19 protein-coding genes and 1 pseudogene are annotated in these 19,155 nt (G+C 62.3%); 16 read left to right on the top strand and 4 right to left on the bottom strand.

The window, feature by feature from the left end; translation table 11 throughout:
• Positions 1–44 precede the first annotated feature (44 nt).
• The 13 genes from AC50YA_RS19180 to AC50YA_RS19120 all read left to right on the top strand — a co-directional run bounded on the left by AC50YA_RS19180 (position 45) and on the right by AC50YA_RS19120 (position 10,901).
• Positions 45–806 (top strand): ABC transporter ATP-binding protein, encoded by a 762-nt coding sequence (locus tag AC50YA_RS19180; protein WP_252609642.1) that lies wholly within the window; start codon positions 45–47, stop codon positions 804–806.
• 65 nt (positions 807–871) lie between these two features.
• Positions 872–1,603 (top strand): ABC transporter permease, encoded by a 732-nt coding sequence (locus AC50YA_RS19175; RefSeq protein WP_252614720.1) that lies wholly within the window; start codon positions 872–874, stop codon positions 1,601–1,603.
• Between the two features lie 65 nt (positions 1,604–1,668).
• Positions 1,669–2,400, top strand: coding sequence for an ABC transporter permease (locus AC50YA_RS19170; RefSeq protein ID WP_494983796.1), 732 nt, complete (start codon positions 1,669–1,671; stop codon positions 2,398–2,400).
• Between the two features lie 72 nt (positions 2,401–2,472).
• A complete protein-coding gene (locus tag AC50YA_RS19165; protein ID WP_494983795.1) occupies positions 2,473–3,126 on the top strand; it encodes an N-carbamoylsarcosine amidohydrolase in 654 nt (217 codons plus the stop codon).
• A 92-nt stretch (positions 3,127–3,218) separates the two neighbouring features.
• Positions 3,219–4,448: an MFS transporter gene (locus tag AC50YA_RS19160; protein ID WP_494983794.1), complete on the top strand. Its 1,230-nt coding sequence runs from the start codon at positions 3,219–3,221 to the stop codon at positions 4,446–4,448.
• Positions 4,438–5,298, top strand: coding sequence for an aldo/keto reductase (locus AC50YA_RS19155; RefSeq protein WP_494983793.1), 861 nt, complete (start codon positions 4,438–4,440; stop codon positions 5,296–5,298). Before AC50YA_RS19160 ends, AC50YA_RS19155 begins: the two co-directional genes overlap by 11 nt.
• Positions 5,299–5,457: 159 nt before the next feature.
• On the top strand, positions 5,458–6,927 hold the full coding sequence (locus AC50YA_RS19150; RefSeq protein ID WP_494983792.1) for a Rieske 2Fe-2S domain-containing protein: 1,470 nt from the start codon (positions 5,458–5,460) through the stop codon (positions 6,925–6,927).
• Entirely contained in the window at positions 6,924–7,529 is a 606-nt protein-coding gene (locus tag AC50YA_RS19145) for a 3-phenylpropionate/cinnamic acid dioxygenase subunit beta (protein WP_494983791.1), read from the top strand. The genes AC50YA_RS19150 and AC50YA_RS19145 overlap by 4 nt, the downstream gene beginning before the upstream one ends.
• Complete coding sequence (locus AC50YA_RS19140) at positions 7,526–7,864, top strand: hypothetical protein (protein WP_252609653.1); 339 nt, start codon at positions 7,526–7,528, stop codon at positions 7,862–7,864. Before AC50YA_RS19145 ends, AC50YA_RS19140 begins: the two co-directional genes overlap by 4 nt.
• A 16-nt stretch (positions 7,865–7,880) precedes the next feature.
• On the top strand, positions 7,881–8,075 hold the full coding sequence (locus AC50YA_RS19135; protein ID WP_252609654.1) for a ferredoxin: 195 nt from the start codon (positions 7,881–7,883) through the stop codon (positions 8,073–8,075).
• The gene (locus AC50YA_RS19130; RefSeq protein ID WP_494983790.1) at positions 8,075–9,307 is read left to right on the top strand and encodes an NAD(P)/FAD-dependent oxidoreductase; all 1,233 of its coding nucleotides are present in this window, start codon (positions 8,075–8,077) and stop codon (positions 9,305–9,307) included. The genes AC50YA_RS19135 and AC50YA_RS19130 overlap by 1 nt, the downstream gene beginning before the upstream one ends.
• On the top strand, positions 9,307–10,053 hold the full coding sequence (phtC, locus tag AC50YA_RS19125) for a 3,4-dihydroxyphthalate decarboxylase (RefSeq protein WP_494983789.1): 747 nt from the start codon (positions 9,307–9,309) through the stop codon (positions 10,051–10,053). The genes AC50YA_RS19130 and phtC overlap by 1 nt, the downstream gene beginning before the upstream one ends.
• A gap of 56 nt (positions 10,054–10,109) precedes the next feature.
• Positions 10,110–10,901 carry an IclR family transcriptional regulator gene (locus AC50YA_RS19120; RefSeq protein ID WP_494983788.1) on the top strand — a complete coding sequence of 264 codons (792 nt, stop codon included), beginning with the start codon at positions 10,110–10,112 and terminating at the stop codon, positions 10,899–10,901.
• Positions 10,902–11,732: 831 nt separating this feature from the next.
• Here the strand turns inward: AC50YA_RS19120 and AC50YA_RS19115 are convergent.
• Positions 11,733–12,980, bottom strand: a complete 1,248-nt coding sequence (locus AC50YA_RS19115) for a site-specific integrase (protein ID WP_494983787.1) — start codon at positions 12,978–12,980, stop codon at positions 11,733–11,735.
• A gap of 118 nt (positions 12,981–13,098) precedes the next feature.
• Positions 13,099–14,010 (bottom strand): MurR/RpiR family transcriptional regulator, encoded by a 912-nt coding sequence (locus AC50YA_RS19110; RefSeq protein ID WP_494983786.1) that lies wholly within the window; start codon positions 14,008–14,010, stop codon positions 13,099–13,101.
• Between the two features lie 108 nt (positions 14,011–14,118).
• Here AC50YA_RS19110 and AC50YA_RS19105 point away from each other — a divergent pair, with 108 nt between their 5' ends.
• From AC50YA_RS19105 to AC50YA_RS19095, 3 genes are read left to right on the top strand one after another with little or no spacing between them, the layout of a single operon-like run.
• The gene (locus AC50YA_RS19105) at positions 14,119–15,501 is read left to right on the top strand and encodes an MFS transporter (protein WP_494983785.1); all 1,383 of its coding nucleotides are present in this window, start codon (positions 14,119–14,121) and stop codon (positions 15,499–15,501) included.
• Complete coding sequence (locus AC50YA_RS19100; RefSeq protein WP_494983784.1) at positions 15,498–15,947, top strand: GAF domain-containing protein; 450 nt, start codon at positions 15,498–15,500, stop codon at positions 15,945–15,947. The genes AC50YA_RS19105 and AC50YA_RS19100 overlap by 4 nt, the downstream gene beginning before the upstream one ends.
• A 3-nt stretch (positions 15,948–15,950) precedes the next feature.
• Positions 15,951–17,180: a metal-dependent hydrolase family protein gene (locus tag AC50YA_RS19095; RefSeq protein WP_494983783.1), complete on the top strand. Its 1,230-nt coding sequence runs from the start codon at positions 15,951–15,953 to the stop codon at positions 17,178–17,180.
• A gap of 15 nt (positions 17,181–17,195) precedes the next feature.
• Here AC50YA_RS19095 and AC50YA_RS19090 read toward each other — a convergent pair.
• Positions 17,196–17,545, bottom strand: a pseudogene (locus AC50YA_RS19090) (transposase); the annotation flags it as partial.
• 175 nt (positions 17,546–17,720) lie between these two features.
• Positions 17,721–18,929 carry a globin domain-containing protein gene (locus AC50YA_RS19085; protein ID WP_494983782.1) on the bottom strand — a complete coding sequence of 403 codons (1,209 nt, stop codon included), beginning with the start codon at positions 18,927–18,929 and terminating at the stop codon, positions 17,721–17,723.
• Positions 18,930–19,155 lie beyond the last annotated feature (226 nt).

Genomic DNA, 19,155 nt, shown 5'->3' with positions numbered 1-19,155 from the left:
GTTCGATAGGACACGAAAACGACGTCGTTTTCGACAACATAGGAATGACTTTCGATACAGGTGCCGGGGTTACCCGGGCCGTCGAGAACGTTTCCGGAGCGATACCGGAAGGCAAGTTCGTGTCCGTGATAGGCCCCAGCGGCTGCGGCAAGAGCACTCTGCTCGATATGGTCGGCGGCCTGCTCAAGCCCACACAGGGATCCGTGAGCATCAACGGAGAGAAGGTGACCGGGCCCCGGCGCGATACTGCAATGGTGTTCCAAGAGGACTCCACTTTGCATTGGCGCACCGTGTTGGACAATGTGGCTTTCGGACTGGAAGTCAAGGGCATCTCCAAAGCTGAACGCTATGACAGCGCCCGTCGCATGATTGAGCTCGTGGGACTGAAAGGTTTCGAAGACCACCGCCCGGGCCAACTCTCGGGCGGAATGAAGCAGCGCGTGGCTATTGCCCGGGCGCTGGCCATGGAACCGCGCGTCCTGCTCATGGACGAACCGTTCGGCGCTCTGGATCAGCAGACCAGGCAGTTCATTGGCCGGGAGCTGTTGCGCATCTGGGAAAAAACGCGCAACCGCGTCCTGTTTATCACGCACGACATCCAGGAGGCCGTCTACCTCTCCGACGAAGTCTGGGTCATGTCAGCGAGGCCCTCAATTGTCAAAGAGGTGGTGACCATCGATTTGCCGCGCCCCCGGCCGGAGGGAACACACGCGCTGCCAAGGTTCCGGGAATTGGAAGACCACCTGTGGGCACTTGTGAAGGTGGAGGCGGAAAAGACGCTCGGCCCAGGGGCGCGGCTCGCGTGACTGTCCTGGAAAAGACCCTGCCAGTCCCGCCCAAGCAGAGGGATACTCTCGTACGCCGAGCAGCCATGGTCCGCTGGGCTATTTTGGCGGCGCTGATCGTCATTCTCGAGGTCACCACCAGAACGGGAATGATAAGCCCGGCGCTCATGGTGTCACCCTCGGAGATTCTCGCGCGGCTTGTCTCGATCGTTCCGACGGAACGATTTGGCCAAGACGCAGCCCGTACACTGACGACAATCCTGATTGCGTTCACCATCGGACTTGTTCTGGGAATCCCGTTGGGGGTGTTCTTGTGGCGGGTACCGGCGGCCGGCCGCATCCTTGAGCCGTTCATCGTCACGGGATATGCAATGCCCACCCTGTTGTTCTATCCGGTTCTGCTGGCCGTCATGGGACTGAATGCGGGGCCGATCATTCTCATAGCGGCCTCGATGTCCCTCATCCCGATTGCGTTGACGACGATGGTCGCGCTGAAATCAATCAAGCCCATTCTTCATAAGCTCGCCAACTCCGTGAGCGCTTCTCCCCGCCAGTATTACCTGAAGGTCCTGTTCCCTGCGGCGACACCTCTGATTTTCCCGGGAGTAAAGCTGGGCTTTATCTACGCGGTAATCGGCACTGTTGCCATGGAATTCATCCTGGCAGCACAAGGCATCGGTTTCCGCGCCGGCTTCTACTACCGCGAACTCAACACCGCCGACATGTGGGCCTATATCGCTGTGGTGATTGTTCTCAGCGTGCTGGTCAACGCGGTCCTCACCAGGCTAGAGAAACGTATCAGAAGGGACATGCTGTGAGTACCGACGTGACGATTCCTTCGTTTCCACAAATTACCGGTCACCGGGTCGCAAAGAAATCCAGGGTGATCAGGGACAACCTGTGGCGCGCGGCAGTGCTGGTAGCACTTGTCCTCCTCTGGGCCGTGTTGTCTTCCACGACCGACCTGGTGGCTTCCCCTGCGGCATCCCTTAACGCTCTGGCGAAGCGCTTCGCCGACGGCTCCATCTATCGGCATCTCGATGCAACGCTGCAAGCGGTAGCCATCGGGTTCTGCATTGCCGCCGCGATTGGATTTCCCCTGGGCTATGTCATCGGACGGAGCAAGTTTCTCGGGGCTGTATTCGATCCACTCGTGGCAGGCGCATTTGCCATCCCGCGTGTAATCTTCTTTCCGATTCTTCTCCAGATATTCGGAGTGGGTGTGGGCGCCCAGTCCGCAATGGCCGCCCTGGCCGCCGTATTTCCCATTATGGTCTCGACCACAGCAGGCGTCCGCGCCATCAACCCGCTTTTGCCCAAGCTCGCACGCTCCCTGAGCCTGTCCCCGCTGCAGACCGTGACCAAGATATACATACCGGCCATGGCCCCATCACTCATGGTCGGTATCCGTATCGGCTTCAGCATTGCGTTCATCAACGTGATCATTGCCGAGTTCTTCGCCGCGCGTGCCGGTTTGGGCCTCCTGGCCCTGCGCGCCTACGGAATGTTGGACCTGCCCACCATGTACGGGATCATCGTCCTTCTCGCAGCAATCGCACTGGCAGGAAACCTTGCCTTGTGGGCTGTCGAGCGGCGTCTGGGCGAGAAAGCCTAGGCCTTACACCCCGCGCCTTGCGCGCGGGTGCTCGGGTCATTGGTCTCTGAACGACCTAAGGAAGAGGGAAGCATGACTACTGCTGCCAGCGACGAATACAAAAGGCTGCGGACCGAGTTTAAGGAAAAGGGCCTAGGCGGGAGGATCGGATTCGGCAATCGACCAGCGCTTCTGGTAGTTGACTTCATCCGCGGATTCACAGATACACGATCGCCTTTGGCCGGAGATCTGGACGAACAGGTGAAGGCGACACAGGAACTTTTGGCCCGGGCACGGGCGGCGGCAGTTCCCGTCATCTTCTCGACAGTCGCCTACGACACGGATCTGCAGGAAGCCGGTAAATGGATCCGGAAAATCCCCTCCAACAGTTGGTTGGTTGAGGGAAGCGAATGGGTAGAACTCGACGACAGGCTCGCCCGCCAAAGCAGCGAAATGCTGCTGGTGAAAAAGTACGCATCCTGCTTTTTCGGGACCGACCTTGCAGCGCGCCTGGTGTCCAAGGGGATCGATACGCTGATCCTCGTCGGTTGCACCACCAGCGGATGTATCCGCGCCACGGCCGTTGACTCATGTTCCTTCGGATTCCACACCATCGTTGTTGAGGAAGGTGTCGGCGACCGCGCCGAGCTACCCCATCTTGCGAGCCTTTTCGACATCGACAACAAATACGGCGACGTCGTCGGCTTGGAGGAGGCAAACGCCTACCTCGAGCATGTCCGCGCGTAGAGCCACCACCTCGAGCCGGTGGCAGCGCCCGCCTTCGTCCGGTAAGCAGCAGCGACGCCGTCCTGCCAGGCCGCCCCATCAAAGAGAAAAGCATGCGATCGCCCGGCACTGACAGGGCCCTGAGCATTGGCGCGACGGTGCTGTTCTCGTTCGCCCTCGGGACCCTTGGGGTCGTAGTGCCGCTATTGGCAATCGGTGTCGGCTACAGCGCCCCCGAAGTCGGACTGATGGTCGCGCTGGCGGCCGTCTCGCAGCTGGTGACGCGTCTATTCATGGGTGCCCTTATGCGCCGGGTCCCGGACAAAGCCTTCCTCGTAGGCTCGGCTGTCATGATTGCCGTCTCCTGCGTCCTTCTTGCGCTCTCGGATGCGCTGGTGATTTTTGCAGTGTCGCAGCTCGTCCAGGGCTCGGCCCGCGCCTTGTTCTGGACCAGCAGCCAGACACACGCCGTTCGCATGTCGGCCACGTCCGTCGGAGGGCTGACTGCCGTGAATCTGGCCGCCGGCGTGGGGGCGCTGCTGGGGCCTGCCCTGGCAGGTTACCTGTGGGAAGCGTCGGCAGCGCTGCCGCTGGTTGTGGCGGCGGCGGCAGGTGCAGCGGCCGCCATCCCTGCGGCCCTGCTGGTCAGACTTCCGCTGTTTGCTCCAGGAAAGTCCGCGGGAGGAATGAAAGCCGGACGCCTGTGGCGGCGACCCGGGGTTGGTGCGGCCTGCTGGATGAACGCCGGGGCAGGGGCGTGGAAGAGCCTCCTGGACTCCTATGTTCCCGTTGCGCTTTCCCTTGCGGGGCAATCCGTAGCAGTCATCGGCATTCTGATATCCATAGCCAACACCGCCGTCCTTGCAGGAAGCGCGGCCGGCAGCTGGCTGCGCCGAAAGGGAGTGCGGGCCTCGCTCGTCACGGGCCTTCTCGCCACGGGAGCCGGGCTGGCGGCCGCGGGTCCCCTTGCTGGTGTGGCAGCTGCGGCTGCCGTGGCCCTCGTTATCTCTGGCATTGGTGCGGGCATCCTGCAAACCGTCGGTCCGGCGATTGCTGCAGACGAAGTGCACCCGGAAGAACGCGGGGATGTGCTGGCACTGACCGGCACTGTCCGTGCATCAGCGCTCTTCTTTACCCCGTTTGGGATGGCCCTGCTGGTAACCGTGGCTCCGGTTGCCGCGGCACTGCTCGCAGCCGGTGTAGTCATCACTCTTCCGGCGGCGTGCGGCATACGGAGGGAAGAGCGGCATCGCCACGAGGAGCCGCCACCACAGGGCCCTTCCACCCCTTCGCAAGACGAACACCTGAAAGCTCCCGAGAAGAAGGCATCCGATGACAACTGAATCGACTAAGGCCACTGGCCCGGTCCCGCGGCTGGGTCTGCTGCACGGACACACCATTCCACGGCTCGGCCTGGGCACGTGGCCAATGGTGGACGAGGATTGCGAAACGGCCGTGCGTTATGCAGTTCAGTGCGGCTACCGGCTGATCGACACAGCGTTCCAGTACGGGAACGAGGAAGCCGTCGGCCGCGGCATCCGCACGGCAGGCGTTCCTAGGGACGAAATCTTCGTCTCCAGCAAGTTCAACAAAGAGTCGCACAGCGTGGATGGGGTGCGACGGGCCTACGACGAGAGTCTACGGAGGCTCGGCGTTGACTACCTGGACCTGTTTATGTGCCACTGGCCGGTACCTGCCCAGGACAGGTACGTGGACGCGTGGAAGGGCCTCGTGAAGCTGTTGGAAGAAGGCCGCGTCAAGGCCATCGGCGTTTCCAATTTCAAGCCTGCCCACCTGAGAAGAATCATCGACGAAACCGGCGTGGTCCCCGACGTCAATCAAATCCAGCTGAGTCCGGACCTGGCACGCCTGTACCCGCGCACCATCCACCGGCAGCTTGGCATTCTGACCGAGTCCTGGAGCCCGATAGGCCGTGAGTCGGGACTGCGCGGAAACCCCGGTGTTGTCGACATCGCTGACCGCCTCAGGAGATCGCCTGCGCAGGTCTTGCTGCGTTGGCACGTCCAGCAGGACCTGGTGCCCATTCCGCAGGCTTCAGACCCGCTCTGGCTCGAAGAGAACATTTCCGTTTTTGATTTTTCGCTCACTGCAGAGGAAATGGAGGCGATGGCCCGCCTGGACAGGGGGGAAACCGCGGCGCGGGACTCTGACTTACCGGAAAACGGCCACTGATAGGGGCCCGGAAGGTGAGTTGGCCTCGTGATTCGGCACCGAAAGCCGAATCAGGGGTTGACGAACATCACATAATGCGTCATTCTCTTCATTACAGAATCATTCTCTGAACAGCAGAGACCACTAGGCATTTGCCGGCCCGGACAAGGAGATCCATTGATGACTGACCAAAGCGGCGTCCTTCAGGACGTGCGGCAGGGCATGATCCCTGCGCACATCTACAACGACAAGGAGATCTTCGAACTCGAAAAGGAGCGTCTTTTCGGACGCAGCTGGCTCTTTGTTGCCCACGAATCCGAAGTGCCTGAAGCAGGGGATTACGTGGTTCGCCGCGTACTGGAAGACTCGTTCATCATTTCCCGGGACGAAAAGGGCGAAATCCGGGCACTCTTCAACATGTGCCTTCACCGCGGCATGCAGGTCTGCCGGGCCGAAATGGGCAACGCCTCCCACTTCCGCTGCCCCTACCACGGCTGGTCCTACCGCAACGACGGACGCATCGTGGGCCTGCCGTTCCATCAGGAGGCCTACGGGGGGGAAGAAGGCTTCAAGAAAAAGGGGCAGACCCTGCTGCCCGCTCCCTCCCTGGGGGTATACAACGGGCTGATCTTCATCAGCCTGGATCCGGACGCGGAGCCGCTTGAGGACTTCCTCGGCGATTTCAAGTTCTACATGGACTACTACACGAAGCAGAGTGCCGACGGCATTGAGATGCGCGGCCCCCAGCGGTGGCGCGTGAAGGCGAACTGGAAGATCGGCGCCGAAAACTTCGCCGGCGACATGTACCACACACCCCAGACCCACACATCCGTTGTTGAAATCGGTCTGTTCCGCGAACCCAAGGCGGAAAAACGCAAGGACGGCACCACCTACTGGGCCGGGAACGGCGGCGGAACGACCTACAAGCTCCCCGAGGGAAGCCTGGAAGACCGGCTCCGCTATGTGGGCTACCCGGACGAGATGATCGCACGCATGAAGGAGCAGTGGAGCCAGGAGCAGCTCGACGTCGTGGGCAAGGACGGGTTCATGATATCGGCGGCCTCGGTGTTCCCGAATATGAGCTTCGTCCACAACTGGCCCCGGGTCGAAGAAGACTCCGACGAGGTGCTTCCCTTTATTTCCATCCGCCAGTGGCAGCCGATCAGTGAAGACGAGACCGAGATCGTGTCCTGGTTCGCCGTGGACAAGAATGCGCCCGAAGAGTTCAAGGCCCTTTCCTACAAGGCCTACCTGATGTGCTTTGGCAGCGGCGGCATGTTCGAACAGGACGACGTCGAAAACTGGGTTTCCCTGACCAGTACCGCCGGCGGTCCCATGGCGCGGCGCCTGCTGCTGAACAGCCGCATGGGCATGCTGGAAAACGGAGACAACGTTGTCGAACCACTGACAACCGAGCAGTACTCGGGTCCGGGTTCAACCCGCGTCGGCTACAGCGAATACAACCAGCGTGAACTGCTGCTGCGCTGGGCCGACCATCTGGAACGCCCGGTCGAAAAAGCCGCCCAGCTGCACGTCGGAACCAGCGCGGGCCAGACAGGCTCCCTCAACGGTCCGGGCTCTCTCGGCGCTGCCGCTGAACGCACTGGAAGCACCGCCGTCGAGACCGTCCCAAGGGAGGGTCAGCCATGAGTGTTGAGGCAGCAAACGAACGTAACAGCAAGACCCTGTCGGAACAATCTGTTCTCGGCGGGCATGCTTCGCGAACACAGCGGACCGGAGAGTCCCTGCCGTTTAGTGATGGACTCCATCTGGAGGCGCACCGCTGGCTGGTCGATGAAGCCTATCTGCTGGACGCCCAGGATTATGACGCGTGGATGGCACGCATAGCCGAGGACGTGCACTACCTCATGCCGGTCCGCGTCACCACCGCCCTCGGTGCCGGTTACAGCACTTCTCCCGGTATGGCGCACCTGGATGAAAACAGGTACTCCCTAAGCCGCCGGGTTGCGCGCTTCGCGACCGAGCACGCCTGGACTGAAGATCCTCCCTCGCGGCTGCGCCACTACGTCACCAATGTCCGCACGTTCCGCACCCACAATCCCGACGAAATCATTGTCGATTCAGCCGTTCTGCTGTTCCGCAGCCGCGGTGACGTGCGTGAAGCCGCCACCGTGTCCGCCGGGCGGGAAGACCTTCTCCGCCGAACCGCCACAGGGTGGGAACTTGCCCGACGCACCATCATGGTCGACGAGTCGGTCATTCGGATGCAGAACCTGGCCATATTCCTATGAAAATCGGCTGGGAAGGCGAAGAAGAGGATCGCCTTGCCGCCATCCGGGCGGCACAGGAGATGGGTCGGCTTGAAGCGCACGTGACCGGCACTCCGATCGTGATCGCGAATGAGTTTTCCGAGGTCCAGGTGAGCCGGGTCGAGACACGCAACGGCTCGCGGCTGATGATCAAGTCCCCGCGCTCCGGCCAGTGGGTCTCCTTGTGCCCCCTGGAGCTGGAGTCGCTGACGTGGCAAGCGCCGGCAACGTTCTCTGCCATGATCGGGCACCCGTTCGGGCCGCTCATTACCGAGGATGAGCAACCGCCGCAGAACAAGAAGAACACCAACACCTAGGCCAAGGAGTTTGACCATGCCTGTCGTAAAAGCAGACCTGCAGGCCTGCCAAGGCTACGCTAACTGCGTTGTCGGAGCCACCGACTACTTCGATCTGGACGATGACGGAATCGTCGTTCTCCTCAAGACCGAGGTGCCCGAGGCCGACCGTTCCCGAGTCACCGAGGCCGCCCGCAGCTGTCCGGTGTCCGCACTTGTAGTGGAGAACTAATGAACACGACCACTGTCATCGTCGGCTCCTCCATCGGCGGGGTGCGTGCTGCACAGTCCCTGCGTCTGGAGGGCTACGAAGGGGAAATTATCCTCGTCGGTGAAGACCCGGAACTTCCCTATGACAAGCCACCGCTGTCTAAATCGGTCCTCGCAGGGAAGGCGGAGGAGTCATCCATCCGCCTTCTCACGCGCGAACAGGCGGAGGCCGCCGGGATCCAGTTGCTCCTTGGGCACGCCGCCACCGGCATTGACGTCGCCGGAAACCTGCTGCAGCTCCAGGATCACGAACCCGTACGCTTCGATCATTTGGTGATCGCGACGGGCGCCTCGGCCCGCCCCTCGCCATGGGGCCAGCGGCCCGGTATCCATGTTTTACGGTCGCTCGATGATGCCCGGAAGCTGCGCACCAACCTCCTCAAGGGCGGGACGCTCGCCGTGATCGGCGCCGGGTTCATCGGTGCCGAGGCCGCTGCCACGGCACGCTCCCTCGGGCTGGAAGTCACCGTCATTGACCCGCTCCCCATCCCCATGAGCCGCATCTTCAACCCCGAAATCGGGCATTGGTTCGGAGACCTCCACCGCAACAACGGCGTCACAACAATCTTCGGCACCGGGGTCGAGTCCATCGACGGCGAACAGGGCTCCTTCACCCTCCGGCTGACTAACGGTGCGAACGTCGAGGCTGCCACCGTGCTGGTTGGTATCGGCGCGGTTCCCAACGATGCCTGGCTCGGCGCCTCGGGACTCCTGGTGGACAACGGAGTGGTCCTCGACGAGTACTGCAGGGCCGTGGACGCCCCCCACATTTACGGCGTCGGCGACGTCGCGCGCTGGCGGCACGAAAAGCACGGCGAGGACATCCGGATCGAGCACTGGACGAACGCGGTGGAACAGGCCGCCTGCGTCGCCTACAACATCACCCACCCGCAGAGCCCCCGCGCCTACACCCCCGTCGAGTACGTCTGGAGCGACCAGCACGACTGGAAAATCCAGGTCGTCGGACGCGTGGGAGGAAACGCTGAGCACATCATCATCGGCCATCCCGAATTGCACGGCCGCTTCGCCGCCCTGTATACCACCGACGGAGTGAACCTGCGCGGTGCCGCGATCGTGAACTGGCCCAAAGCGCTTCTGGCCTGCCGCCGCGGCATGGGAACAGGGGTCACCATCCAGGAACTGCGGGAGAAACTAGAACCGCTGCTGGACCCCCAACCCCTGGCGGCCTCCTGATGCGGGCGAGTCAGCCGCCCGTAACCCATGAGGAGCACAGGGAATCCATCGCCTTGGCCTGCAGGGTGCTGGCCCACCGCGGTCTGGCCGACGGAATCCTGGGTCACATCAGTTTGCGAATGGCCGAGAATAAGCTGCTGGTCCGGTGCAGGGGCCCTCAGGAGCGAGGACTCGCATACACCGAAGCCCGTGACATCAGACTGGTGGACCTCGATGGCAATCCGGCCGCCGAAGGTGAACTCGACGGGGGATACACCGTCCCCAACGAACTTCCACTGCACACCGAGCTGCTTCGACGCCGCCCGGATATCAACGCCGTCGTGCACGCGCACCCCCCGCGGGTCGTTGCCGCCGACCTCGCCGGGCTCAGAGTCAGGCCCATCGTCGGCGCGTTCGATATTCCGGGCACCCGCCTCGCAGCAGGCGGGATACCCATATACCCCCGGGGCGTCTTGGTGAGGAACCACAGGCTTGCCGGTGAAATGATCGATGCCATGAGCGGACGTCCCGTGGTGCTGCTCCGTGGCCACGGGCTGACCAGCGCCGCCCCTACGGTGGAACAAGCGGTTCTCCAGGCCATCAGCGTCGACACCCTGGCAGGGCTGGCACTTCAAGTAGCGGCAGCCGGGGGACAGCTTCAAGACCTCCCCGACACCGACATGGCAGAACTCCCGGATCTCGGCGGGTCCTTCAACACCGGAACAGCCTGGAGGCACGAACTCGCCAGACTGGGCATTGACCCGTGACGATGAACAACCCGGAAGCACGAACCGGGCCGCGGCCGCTAGGTACCATTAGTAGAATGCAAACGAGAGCTTCAGAGGACGTGTCGAAGTACGGTCCTCCTCCGCAATACCCCATCGAGTCGGTCGACAATGCCCTCCGTCTCCTCCTGCTGTTCGAAACCCAGCCCAGCATCAGGTTGACCGATGCCAGTAACTACTTGGCCGTCGCATCCTCGACCGCGCACCGGCTCATGGGCATGCTGCTTTACCGCGGCTTTGTGCGGCAAAACCCTGCCACCAAGGCCTATGAGCCGGGTCAAGCATTGGGCTCCATCGCGTTCGCCATCAGGCGCCAGATCGACGTCCGGACCTTAGCCCGCCCGGTCTTGGAACGGCTATTTAAGGAAACAGGGGAGACCGTCCACTTCGCCAGGCTCGAGGGAACAGACGCGCACTTCCTCGACGCCATCGAAAGCTCACGGGCGGTGCGCGTCGGGTCCCGTCAGGGCCGGACGCTTCCCGCCAACTGCACCGCCACGGGAAAAGCCATGTTGAGTCGGCTCAGCGATGAACAGCTGCGGATGCTGTACCCGCAGCTGGAACTCCCCGGCCTGACCAAAGCCTCGATCACGTCCCGGGCCGACCTGGAAGTGGCTCTGGAGAAGATCAGGCACACCGGTTACGCAAGCAGCCAGGAAGAAAGTGAAGACGGCGTAACTTCGGTCGCCGTCGCAATAACCGGTCCGAGCGGCGTACTTTACGGAATTAACGTCTCCGTTCCGGCCCATCGCATGTCCGACCAGCTCCGCGTCGAACTCGGAGCCATGCTTCAGAGCATCGCTGAAGAGCTGCAGGGCCTGCTGATCTAGCCACGCACTTCTGCCTCGCCTCACTTACCTGACGAGCGCTACCTGCCACAGAGGGTCCAGGCTTGCCCGCATTGACCGCAGAACGCCGCGAATCGCCGTTCGCAGCTGTTGAACGGCGCGGACATCATCTATATCACCTACAGCGCTCGTGTCCCGGGCCCGGGGATTGTCACACGCTTGGCGGTACCCACCAGTTGGCTGCCCGGGACATTCTTGAGAATAGTAGCGAAGAGGTTTAAGACCGGGCCCCGCAATATCACGGTTGGGAATCTTCCGCCAAGTCTCTGGCCGTACTACTGGCAGGTACGGGCCGCTGAGATACGGCGGAGGTGGTTGAGTCTTCGCCGTCATGCCAGGCCACTGCCTCACCTATACACATCGTGAACCCCTGTCCGTGGACCAAACCTGCTGCCTTGACATTCCAGTGGAGAACCTGGGTACCCTCGGCTACTTGGAGGGCTGCCCCGGAGCCGCGGTAGTGACCCTGCTCGCGGTCCCGCCGACGCGCTCATCGGCGCGGTGTCAGACCCCGGAGCTATGGGCGGGAATGTCCAGGCTTGATGCCACGCGCAGCCTCTTCTGCGGGCACTCCCCCGCCCTATTTTCTACTGGCAACGCGACTTGTTGAATGGGGACGAGTAGCAGTCAGGGGAGCGATGCTTTGCTGCTGATCCTGGCCCGCCTGCTTCGTCCTGGCCACGGGGTCCGACTGCTTCTTGGGCGTTCCCGCGGCCGTAGCCCCATCCCAGGGCCAAAGCTCCGCCGTCTGCGAAGGAGCCTTCAGCGCGTCCAGCAGCTTGCGCTAGACGTTGTCGTTTCTCGGCTTGTGGCTCATGCTTCCTCTTGTGGTCGGTTGGCTTGTGGTGAGGCGCCGATGTATCTGGCATAGGTGCTGGCTGAGTCAACCGCATGGCGTTCGATTGTTGCCGGGGAGTAGCCCAGGACTTCTGCGATGATCGGTATCGGGGTTGCCTTTGTCATTTCGTGAAGGGTACCGAGCCGGGCCGCGCGGGTGGAGAACATCTTTTTTAGACGCTCGCGGAGTGTTGCGCCCCTAATGTGGCCCCCCGGCTGTAGGCCGGGGAAAATCCACGGTGAGTTGGGGTGCGCCGCTGTTTGGCTTTGCCTCGTTGCTAGGTCGCGTAGGGGTTGGTCGAGGGGAGTCGGCAGTGTTATGGCTGTGGCGCCGAGGGTGACTGTGGCCTGTTCGTCCAGTATTTCGGTGTCGTTCCAGGTGAGCCGGACGGCATCTTCGATCCGTTGTCCGAAGATCAGGACGAGGATGGCTGCGAACCTGTCCCGGGGATTGAGCTTATCGCTGTGGATGACTTCCTGGATCAGGCGGTCTTGCTCGGCGGCCCCGATCTTGGGACTGGTGCCTCGCCGGTGCGGGGTGATGGCGATGTTCGCGGGAGTGAGTCTGCCTTTGATGGCCCATTGGAGGAAGCGGCTGGCGAACTCGCGGGTCGTGGGTCCTCCTGCTTGCCAGGCGTCAACGTCTGTTTGCGTCAGCTTTTCGAGCGTGGTGCCCCGGTCTGCAATCCATTTCAGGAAATCGATGGCGACTGTCGCGGTCTGCTTGGACCGCAGGAAGGTGCCCTCGCTGACCTGCTCCATGGCGTTCATGCGCCGGATCAGATGCCATCGGATGAAGCGGCGGGCAACGTCGTGGCTGTCGCCTTTAGGGAGGCGCTGGAGGGCCTGTTCACTCCAGGCATGATAGCGGGCGAGTCGTTCGTCCCGGCGGGGCAGCGCGCCGTGTTCGACCAGCAGTCCGCGGACATAGTCGCGGGTCCGGTTGTGGGGGAGAGCGTCCAGGGAGTCGTGGGTTATGGATTCGGAGGCGGCAAGGTCTGTGAGGAAGCGGGTGACGTGCTTTTGGTTGATCCAGGTCAGTCCGCTGTTGGCGCGGTTCATGGATTTCAGCGCTGCGGCAACGGGCTGGAGCGGCTCGGCGATGGCGCCGGTGTCGGGGTTGGTGAGGAGCCGTTCGACGGTGATGGTGAGGACGCAGGTCCAGCAGCGGCCGCCGGAGTGCAGTTCGGCCTCGGCGCCGCAGTCGCGGCAGCCGATGTTCATCTGGATGCCGCTGCAGGACCTGCATGCGGGCTGGCCTTCAATGACTCCTGGCAGGACGCCGTGGTGGCCGCAGAGGCAACATTGTGGAATTGGGCGCGCTGTGACCCGTTCCGAAGCCTTAACTCGTTGGTTGGATGCGTGGCACCGAGCGGTGGAGGAGCTTGAAGGTTTGCCAGCCATCCTCCGCGGCCGTGAGACTTTCTCGGGTCCGGGCGGGATCTACTCTGGCCAGCGTGGCCACGATCCCCTGCTGGACAGCCATCGCGGCGGTCAGGGACGGGAAAAACGACGTCCCTTCCGCGGGTGTCAGCACGATCTCGTCAGCCGACTTTTCCAGCGCTGGCGAAATGTTGTCCGCAAGGACGATTACCTTGGCACCGCGGGCCTTTGCCTTTGCCGCAGCAATGACAGCAACGTCGTAAAGCCTCCAGTAAGAACAGACGACGAGGCTATCGGCTGCGGTCATCCTGGCGACGTGGTTGGCGATCATCGCGGGACTGTCCAAGATCTGCCTGACGGGATAGCCGGCAAGATGAACGTTATGGACGAGGGCATGCCCGACGGCGGAGAAACTTCCCTGGGCGGTGACGTATATGTTTTCGGACGCGGCGAGGATTTCCGCGATCCGGGTGATGCGTTGTTCGTCGAGGTTCCGCAGTGACGTCGCGAGGGAATCGGCGTCCTGCCGCAAGGACGCACGAAACGGGGATTCCCCGTTGCCATGTGTTTCGGAAACTTCCAGCAGTGACAGGTGGGCAAGGTAGCGCGCCCGAAGGTCCCGCTGCAGATCAGGCCATCCCGCGTAGCCCAGGCGCTGGGCGAGCCTGGTAACGCTGGAGACACTCGTCCCGGCCAGCCCCGCAAGTTCGGCCGCAGGAGCGAAACTCGCCTTTGCCGGCTGGCTCGCCATGAGACTAAACACCTGCTGGGTGCTTCCGCCCAACCCTTTGCCCGGCAGCAGGGAACGCAGCCAGTCATCGACGGAATCGGCATCCGTTGCAGCTGCAACGGGGACAGTACGAGGTGGCACACCAGCTCCTAGTTGCAAAGTCTCTTGCAGATATCTATTGACTGCACAGTTGCTTGCATCTAGCATTGCACATTATCCACACTTACGTTAGCCCCTGAGGAGATAAAGGTGTCCCTTTCCGCGCGGCTCGACCGCCTGCCATTGAGCAGGCCGCACTATGCTCTATTGCTGATCGGAGGGCTCGGCTACACCTTCGACGGAATGGACAGCGCCGTCGTGGCTTTCCTCCTGCCCGACGTCCGGGAGGTCTTCTCCCTGTCGTCAGCCCAACTCGGGCTTGTCGCCTCGGCAGCCCCGTTCGGTTTCCTTTTCGGTGCCTTCCTCGCCGGGTACCTCGGCGACAAGCTTGGCCGGAAAAAGGTCATGATGTACGCACTGGCCCTGTACGCCACTGCCTCCTTGGTTGCCGCGCTGTCCATGAACTTCGAAGTCTTCCTCGCTGCGAGGATCCTGGCAGGATTGGGAGCGGGAGCGGAAAGCGCCATCATTGCGCCCTTCCTGTCCGAGTTCGTGCCGAGCTATAAGCGGGGCTGGTTCCTTGGCGCGTTGGCCGGTTTCTTCTCCTTCGGGTTCGTCGGGGCCGCCCTCATTGGACGCTTTGTCGTCCCGGCGTTTCCCGATGGGTGGCGGTGGGCGCAGGTGATTACCTTCCTCCCGATCGTCCTGCTGTTGTGGTGGCGACGGTCTCTGCCCGAATCCCCCCGGTTCCTGATGAACGCAGGAAAACTTGCCGAGGCCGAAAAGGTCGTGGTCGCCTTCGAAAACAAGGTCCTGGTGTCCACGGGCAGGGAACTGCCTCCGGTCGACCCGAACCATGCCCTGGAGCCGGAACCTGAAAAGTTCTCTTTGGGCAAGGCCATCAAGTTCCTTTGGGGCCCGCAAATGTGGCGGATAACCTCGGTGACCTGGTTGATCTGGTTTGTCATCACGTTTTCCTACTACGGATTCTTCTCATGGATACCGACGCTGCTGATCAGCAAGGGCCTGACGGTCACCACAAGCTTCACCTTCTCCCTGTATATCTACCTTGCACAGATACCGGGATACTTCAGCGCAGCATGGGTCAACGAAAAGCTCGACCGCAAGTACACGATTGCCATCTACCTCATCGGCTCGGCGATCAGCGCATTCTGGCTTAGCTCGATGTCCGACCCGGTTTGGATCACGGCCGCTGGTATCGCGCTGTCGTTCTTCCTCAACGGCACCTATGCCGGTGTCTACGCTTACACACCGGAGGTTTTCCCGACGTGGCTGCGGGCAACGGGCGTTGGCCTGAGTTCTTCCTTCGGCCGGGTGGGTTCCATTACCGCACCGCTGCTGATCGGAATCTTCGCCACCCAATGGGGATTCGTCGGAGTATTCGGCATGACAACAGCAGTGCTCGCCGTCGGGGTCGTCTGCACTTTGCTCTTCGCGGTGCGCACCAAGGGCAGGTCCCTTGAGGACATCACGATGGAAGAGATCAAAGGAAAGGAAGGACTGCGCGCATGAGCGGTAGTGAAGTCCATCACCTGCAGGAAGTTGAGCAGGCTGTGAAAGAAGAGGTCGGATTCAAACTGTTTACGATCCTGGCCTTCCGGGACCAGGGCCGGCAGATGGAAAGGATCTATTCCTCCCACCCCGAATACCCGGTCGGGGGACGAAAGGATGTCAGCCGCGACGTGGCGGCCGACTGGCTGGATGCGTGTCTGGTGTCGCAAAGGCCGTTTTTCGGTCCGACCCGGGCCGATGTTGAGCGGATCTTCAAGGACGCCGCGCTCATAACCAGCCTGGGCTGCGGATCGATCATCAATGCACCGGTCCTCCGGGAAAACACCACGGTCGCCGTGTTGAACGTCCTGGACGCCGAGGGCGCCTACACGGACCAGGACGTTGACAAAGTGCTGGACATTGCGCTCAGATACACCACCACAATTTTGGAAGCAGCAGGAGAATAACCAATGGCCAACGACCTACTTATCAAGAACGCGTCATACCTCAACGTTGCCGAAGGGCACTACGAACAGGGTGACATCAGGGTGTCAGGAGGTTCCATCACCCAAATCGAGTCAGGCCTGAAGGCAGACGGCGAGACGGTCATTGATGCCACCAACAAGTTCGTCCTGCCGGGCCTCATCGACTGCCATGTCCATGTGACAGCGGCCACTGCCGATCTGGGCCAGCTCGGTGAATGGTCCCCCAACTACGTTGCGTTCAACACCGCCAAGCTCATGGGCGAGATGCTGGACCGCGGCTTCACGACAGTGCGGGACACTGCCGGTGCAGATTTCGGGATTCACGACGCCCAGGCAGAAGGTCTCCTGCGCGGGCCCAGGTTGTTTTTCGGTGGCAAGGCCCTGTCGCAGACCGGCGGCCACGCAGACCCGCGACCCCGCGGGCGGGATGCCTACGACGCAGGTTCCTGCTGCCCGCACATCGGCCGCGTGGCTGATGGCGTGGACGCAGTACGACAAGCCGCCAGGGACGAGCTGCGAAAAGGCGCCCACCACATCAAGATCATGGCCGGGGGAGGGGTCGCATCCCCGACCGACAGGATCGATTCCACCCAGTACTCCCTTTCTGAAATCGAAGCCGCGGTAGAGGAAGCCACAGCCGCGAACCGTTATGTCACAGCGCACGCCTATACCGGCCGTGCGATCAATCGCGCCCTGCGCGCAGGCGTCCGGGGTATCGAGCACGGCAACCTGCTCGATGACGAGTCTCTGGAGCTCTTCAAGGAGTTCAACGCATTTCTCACCATGAACCTCGTAACCTACTGGGCTCTGGAAAGGGAAGGCCGCAAGTTCGGGCTGTCCCAGGAAAACTGGGAGAAGGTCGCCGCCGTCCTCGACGGCGGCTACGAGGCCTTGGGCAAGGCCCATGAGGCAGGCATCAACCTGGCCTACGGGTCTGACCTGCTGGGCGGGATGCAGGTTCACCAGGCCAAGGAATTCACTGTCCGTGCGAAAGTCATGCCCGCGATCGATGTCATCCGCAGCGCCACCACCACGGCCGCAGCACTGCTGCAGCGCGAAGGGGAACTCGGCACCATCGCGGCAGGAGCCCACGGTGACTTCGTCATCACCTCAGAGGACCCGCTGAAAGACCTCACGGTCCTTGCCGAAACACGGCTGGAGTACGTGATCCAAAACGGCGCAGTCGTCAAGAGCGCAACTTCCACGGGGGCCTAGACCCTTCTATGTTTGTCAAGCCGGGTTGGGTGTGGCGTCGGTGGCGTTGAGCGCGCGGTAGATCTTGCGGGCGAGATAGCGCTTGAGGCATCGGCGGATCTCCTTGGTGGTGCGGCCTTCAGTGCGACGTTTCTCGACGTAGGCGCGGGAGGCGGGGTCGTGGGTCAGGCGAGTGATCGTTGCGATGTGCAGGGCGCGGTTCAGGCGCCGGTCGCCGCCGCGGTTGAGTCGATGGCGGACGGTGTTCCCGGAGGAGGCAGGGACGGGGGGTTCGTACCGGCGAGGGCGGCGAACGCGGCTTCGGAGCGGACCCGTCCAGGGTGGGACCAGGCGGTCAGCGCGATCGTAGCGGTCACGGGCCCGATGACAGCCTTCTCGGGGTGAATCTTCTATATCTGTCAAGCTGCGCTGGGGATCGTTTCGTTGGCGCGGGATGGGGTTACAGGAGCAAGGGGTCTTGTACTGGTAGTGGCCGCTATTCAAGTGGTCTGTATTCGTCGGTCACATACGACAGCGGGTTCCACCACCAGGTGACTCGGACTACTGGGTGTCCGCCAGCCAGAGGTCCGGGCCAAACACCTCGTACTGGATGTCCTTGGCCGGAACGCCCTTGGCAACAAGGGCGCTCCGCACGGACTGGAGGAACGGGAGCGGGCCGCAGAGGTAGTACTCGGCGTCGTCGGGGAGTTCCACGGCAGTGATGTCCATAAAACCCGAGAACTCGGATGCCGGGGCCGCCCCGGATGCCGTCGGCTCGAGGAACCAGACGGACAGGGAGCCGTCCGGAATCTGCGCGAGGTCCTCCGTGACCTGTGCCCGCAGCGGGAATGATGCCGGGCTGTCGTCGGCGTGCAGGAGCTTCACCTGCCGCTGGGAACCGGACTTCACTAGGTGGGAGAGCATTCCGGCCATCGGCGTGATGCCAATGCCTGCACTTGCCAGGACCGCAGGCCTGTCCGTGTACTCGAGCACGACATCGCCGAACGGGACCGAGAGCACCACTTCGTCGCCCACCTGGACCTCGTTGTGGAGGAGGTTGGACATCTCGCCGTCCGGCGTCGGGAGCCCGTGAATCCTCTTGACGGCGAACTGACGGTGCTTGCCGTCGTCGGCCTTGGTGAGGCTGTATTGCCGGGGCTGGTGCACGCCGTCGTGCATGCGCATTTTGATGGTCACGTACTGCCCGGGCAATGACGGTTTGACCTCACGCTCGTCGGTGCGTTCAACAATGAACGTCACGACGTCGTCCGTCTCCTGGATCCGCTGGGCCACGCGCCACGTCCGCCAGATGGTCTCGGGTGTGAGGTGCACGGCGTTGTAGAGCCCGCGTTCCTTGTTGATGAGCATGTTGGCCATGAGCCAGTACACCTCGTCCCATGCCGCTGCGACTTCCGGGGTGACGGCGTCGCCAAGCACGTCAACAATGGCCCACATCAGGTGATCATGGACAACGTGGTACTGGTTCGGGCTCAGCCCCAGCGAAACGTGCTTGTGGGCAACCCGTGAGAGCAGGTGGTCCGGCAGCTGATCCGGCTTGTCCACCAGAAAGCCGGCGAATGCGGCGATGGACCCGGCGAGGGCCTGCTGCTGCCGCCCGTCCGCCTGGTTTCCGCGGTTGAAGAGGCCGTCGAGGAGGTCCGGGCGGGCTTCAAACATGTGTTCGTAGAACCGCTGCGCGATCTCCTGGATGTGCTCGCCCACCACGGGCAGCGTTGCCTTGATAATGGGGAACGAGGTGTCGGAGAGCATGATGGATCCCTTCCGGTGTGACCGGCTATTTCCAAGCGGTGTTACGTGACTGAGCACTGCAAACCTAACAGTGCGCGCCTGTGGCCCTCCGGGTCAAGGGGCCGCGATGCTCCTATTGACGATCCGAGGAACCTGATGGTCGTGGTGCATGGATCAGCCCTGGCTGCCGTGCGCGGCTACGGACAGCGGCTGCCACTCGTTCCACGTCGCGAGCCGGGATTCGTAG

Source organism: Pseudarthrobacter sp. RHLT3-21 (genome assembly GCF_059383495.1).
Note: the sequence above shows the minus strand (reverse complement) of the source record. Positions and strands in the feature narration are given on the sequence as shown.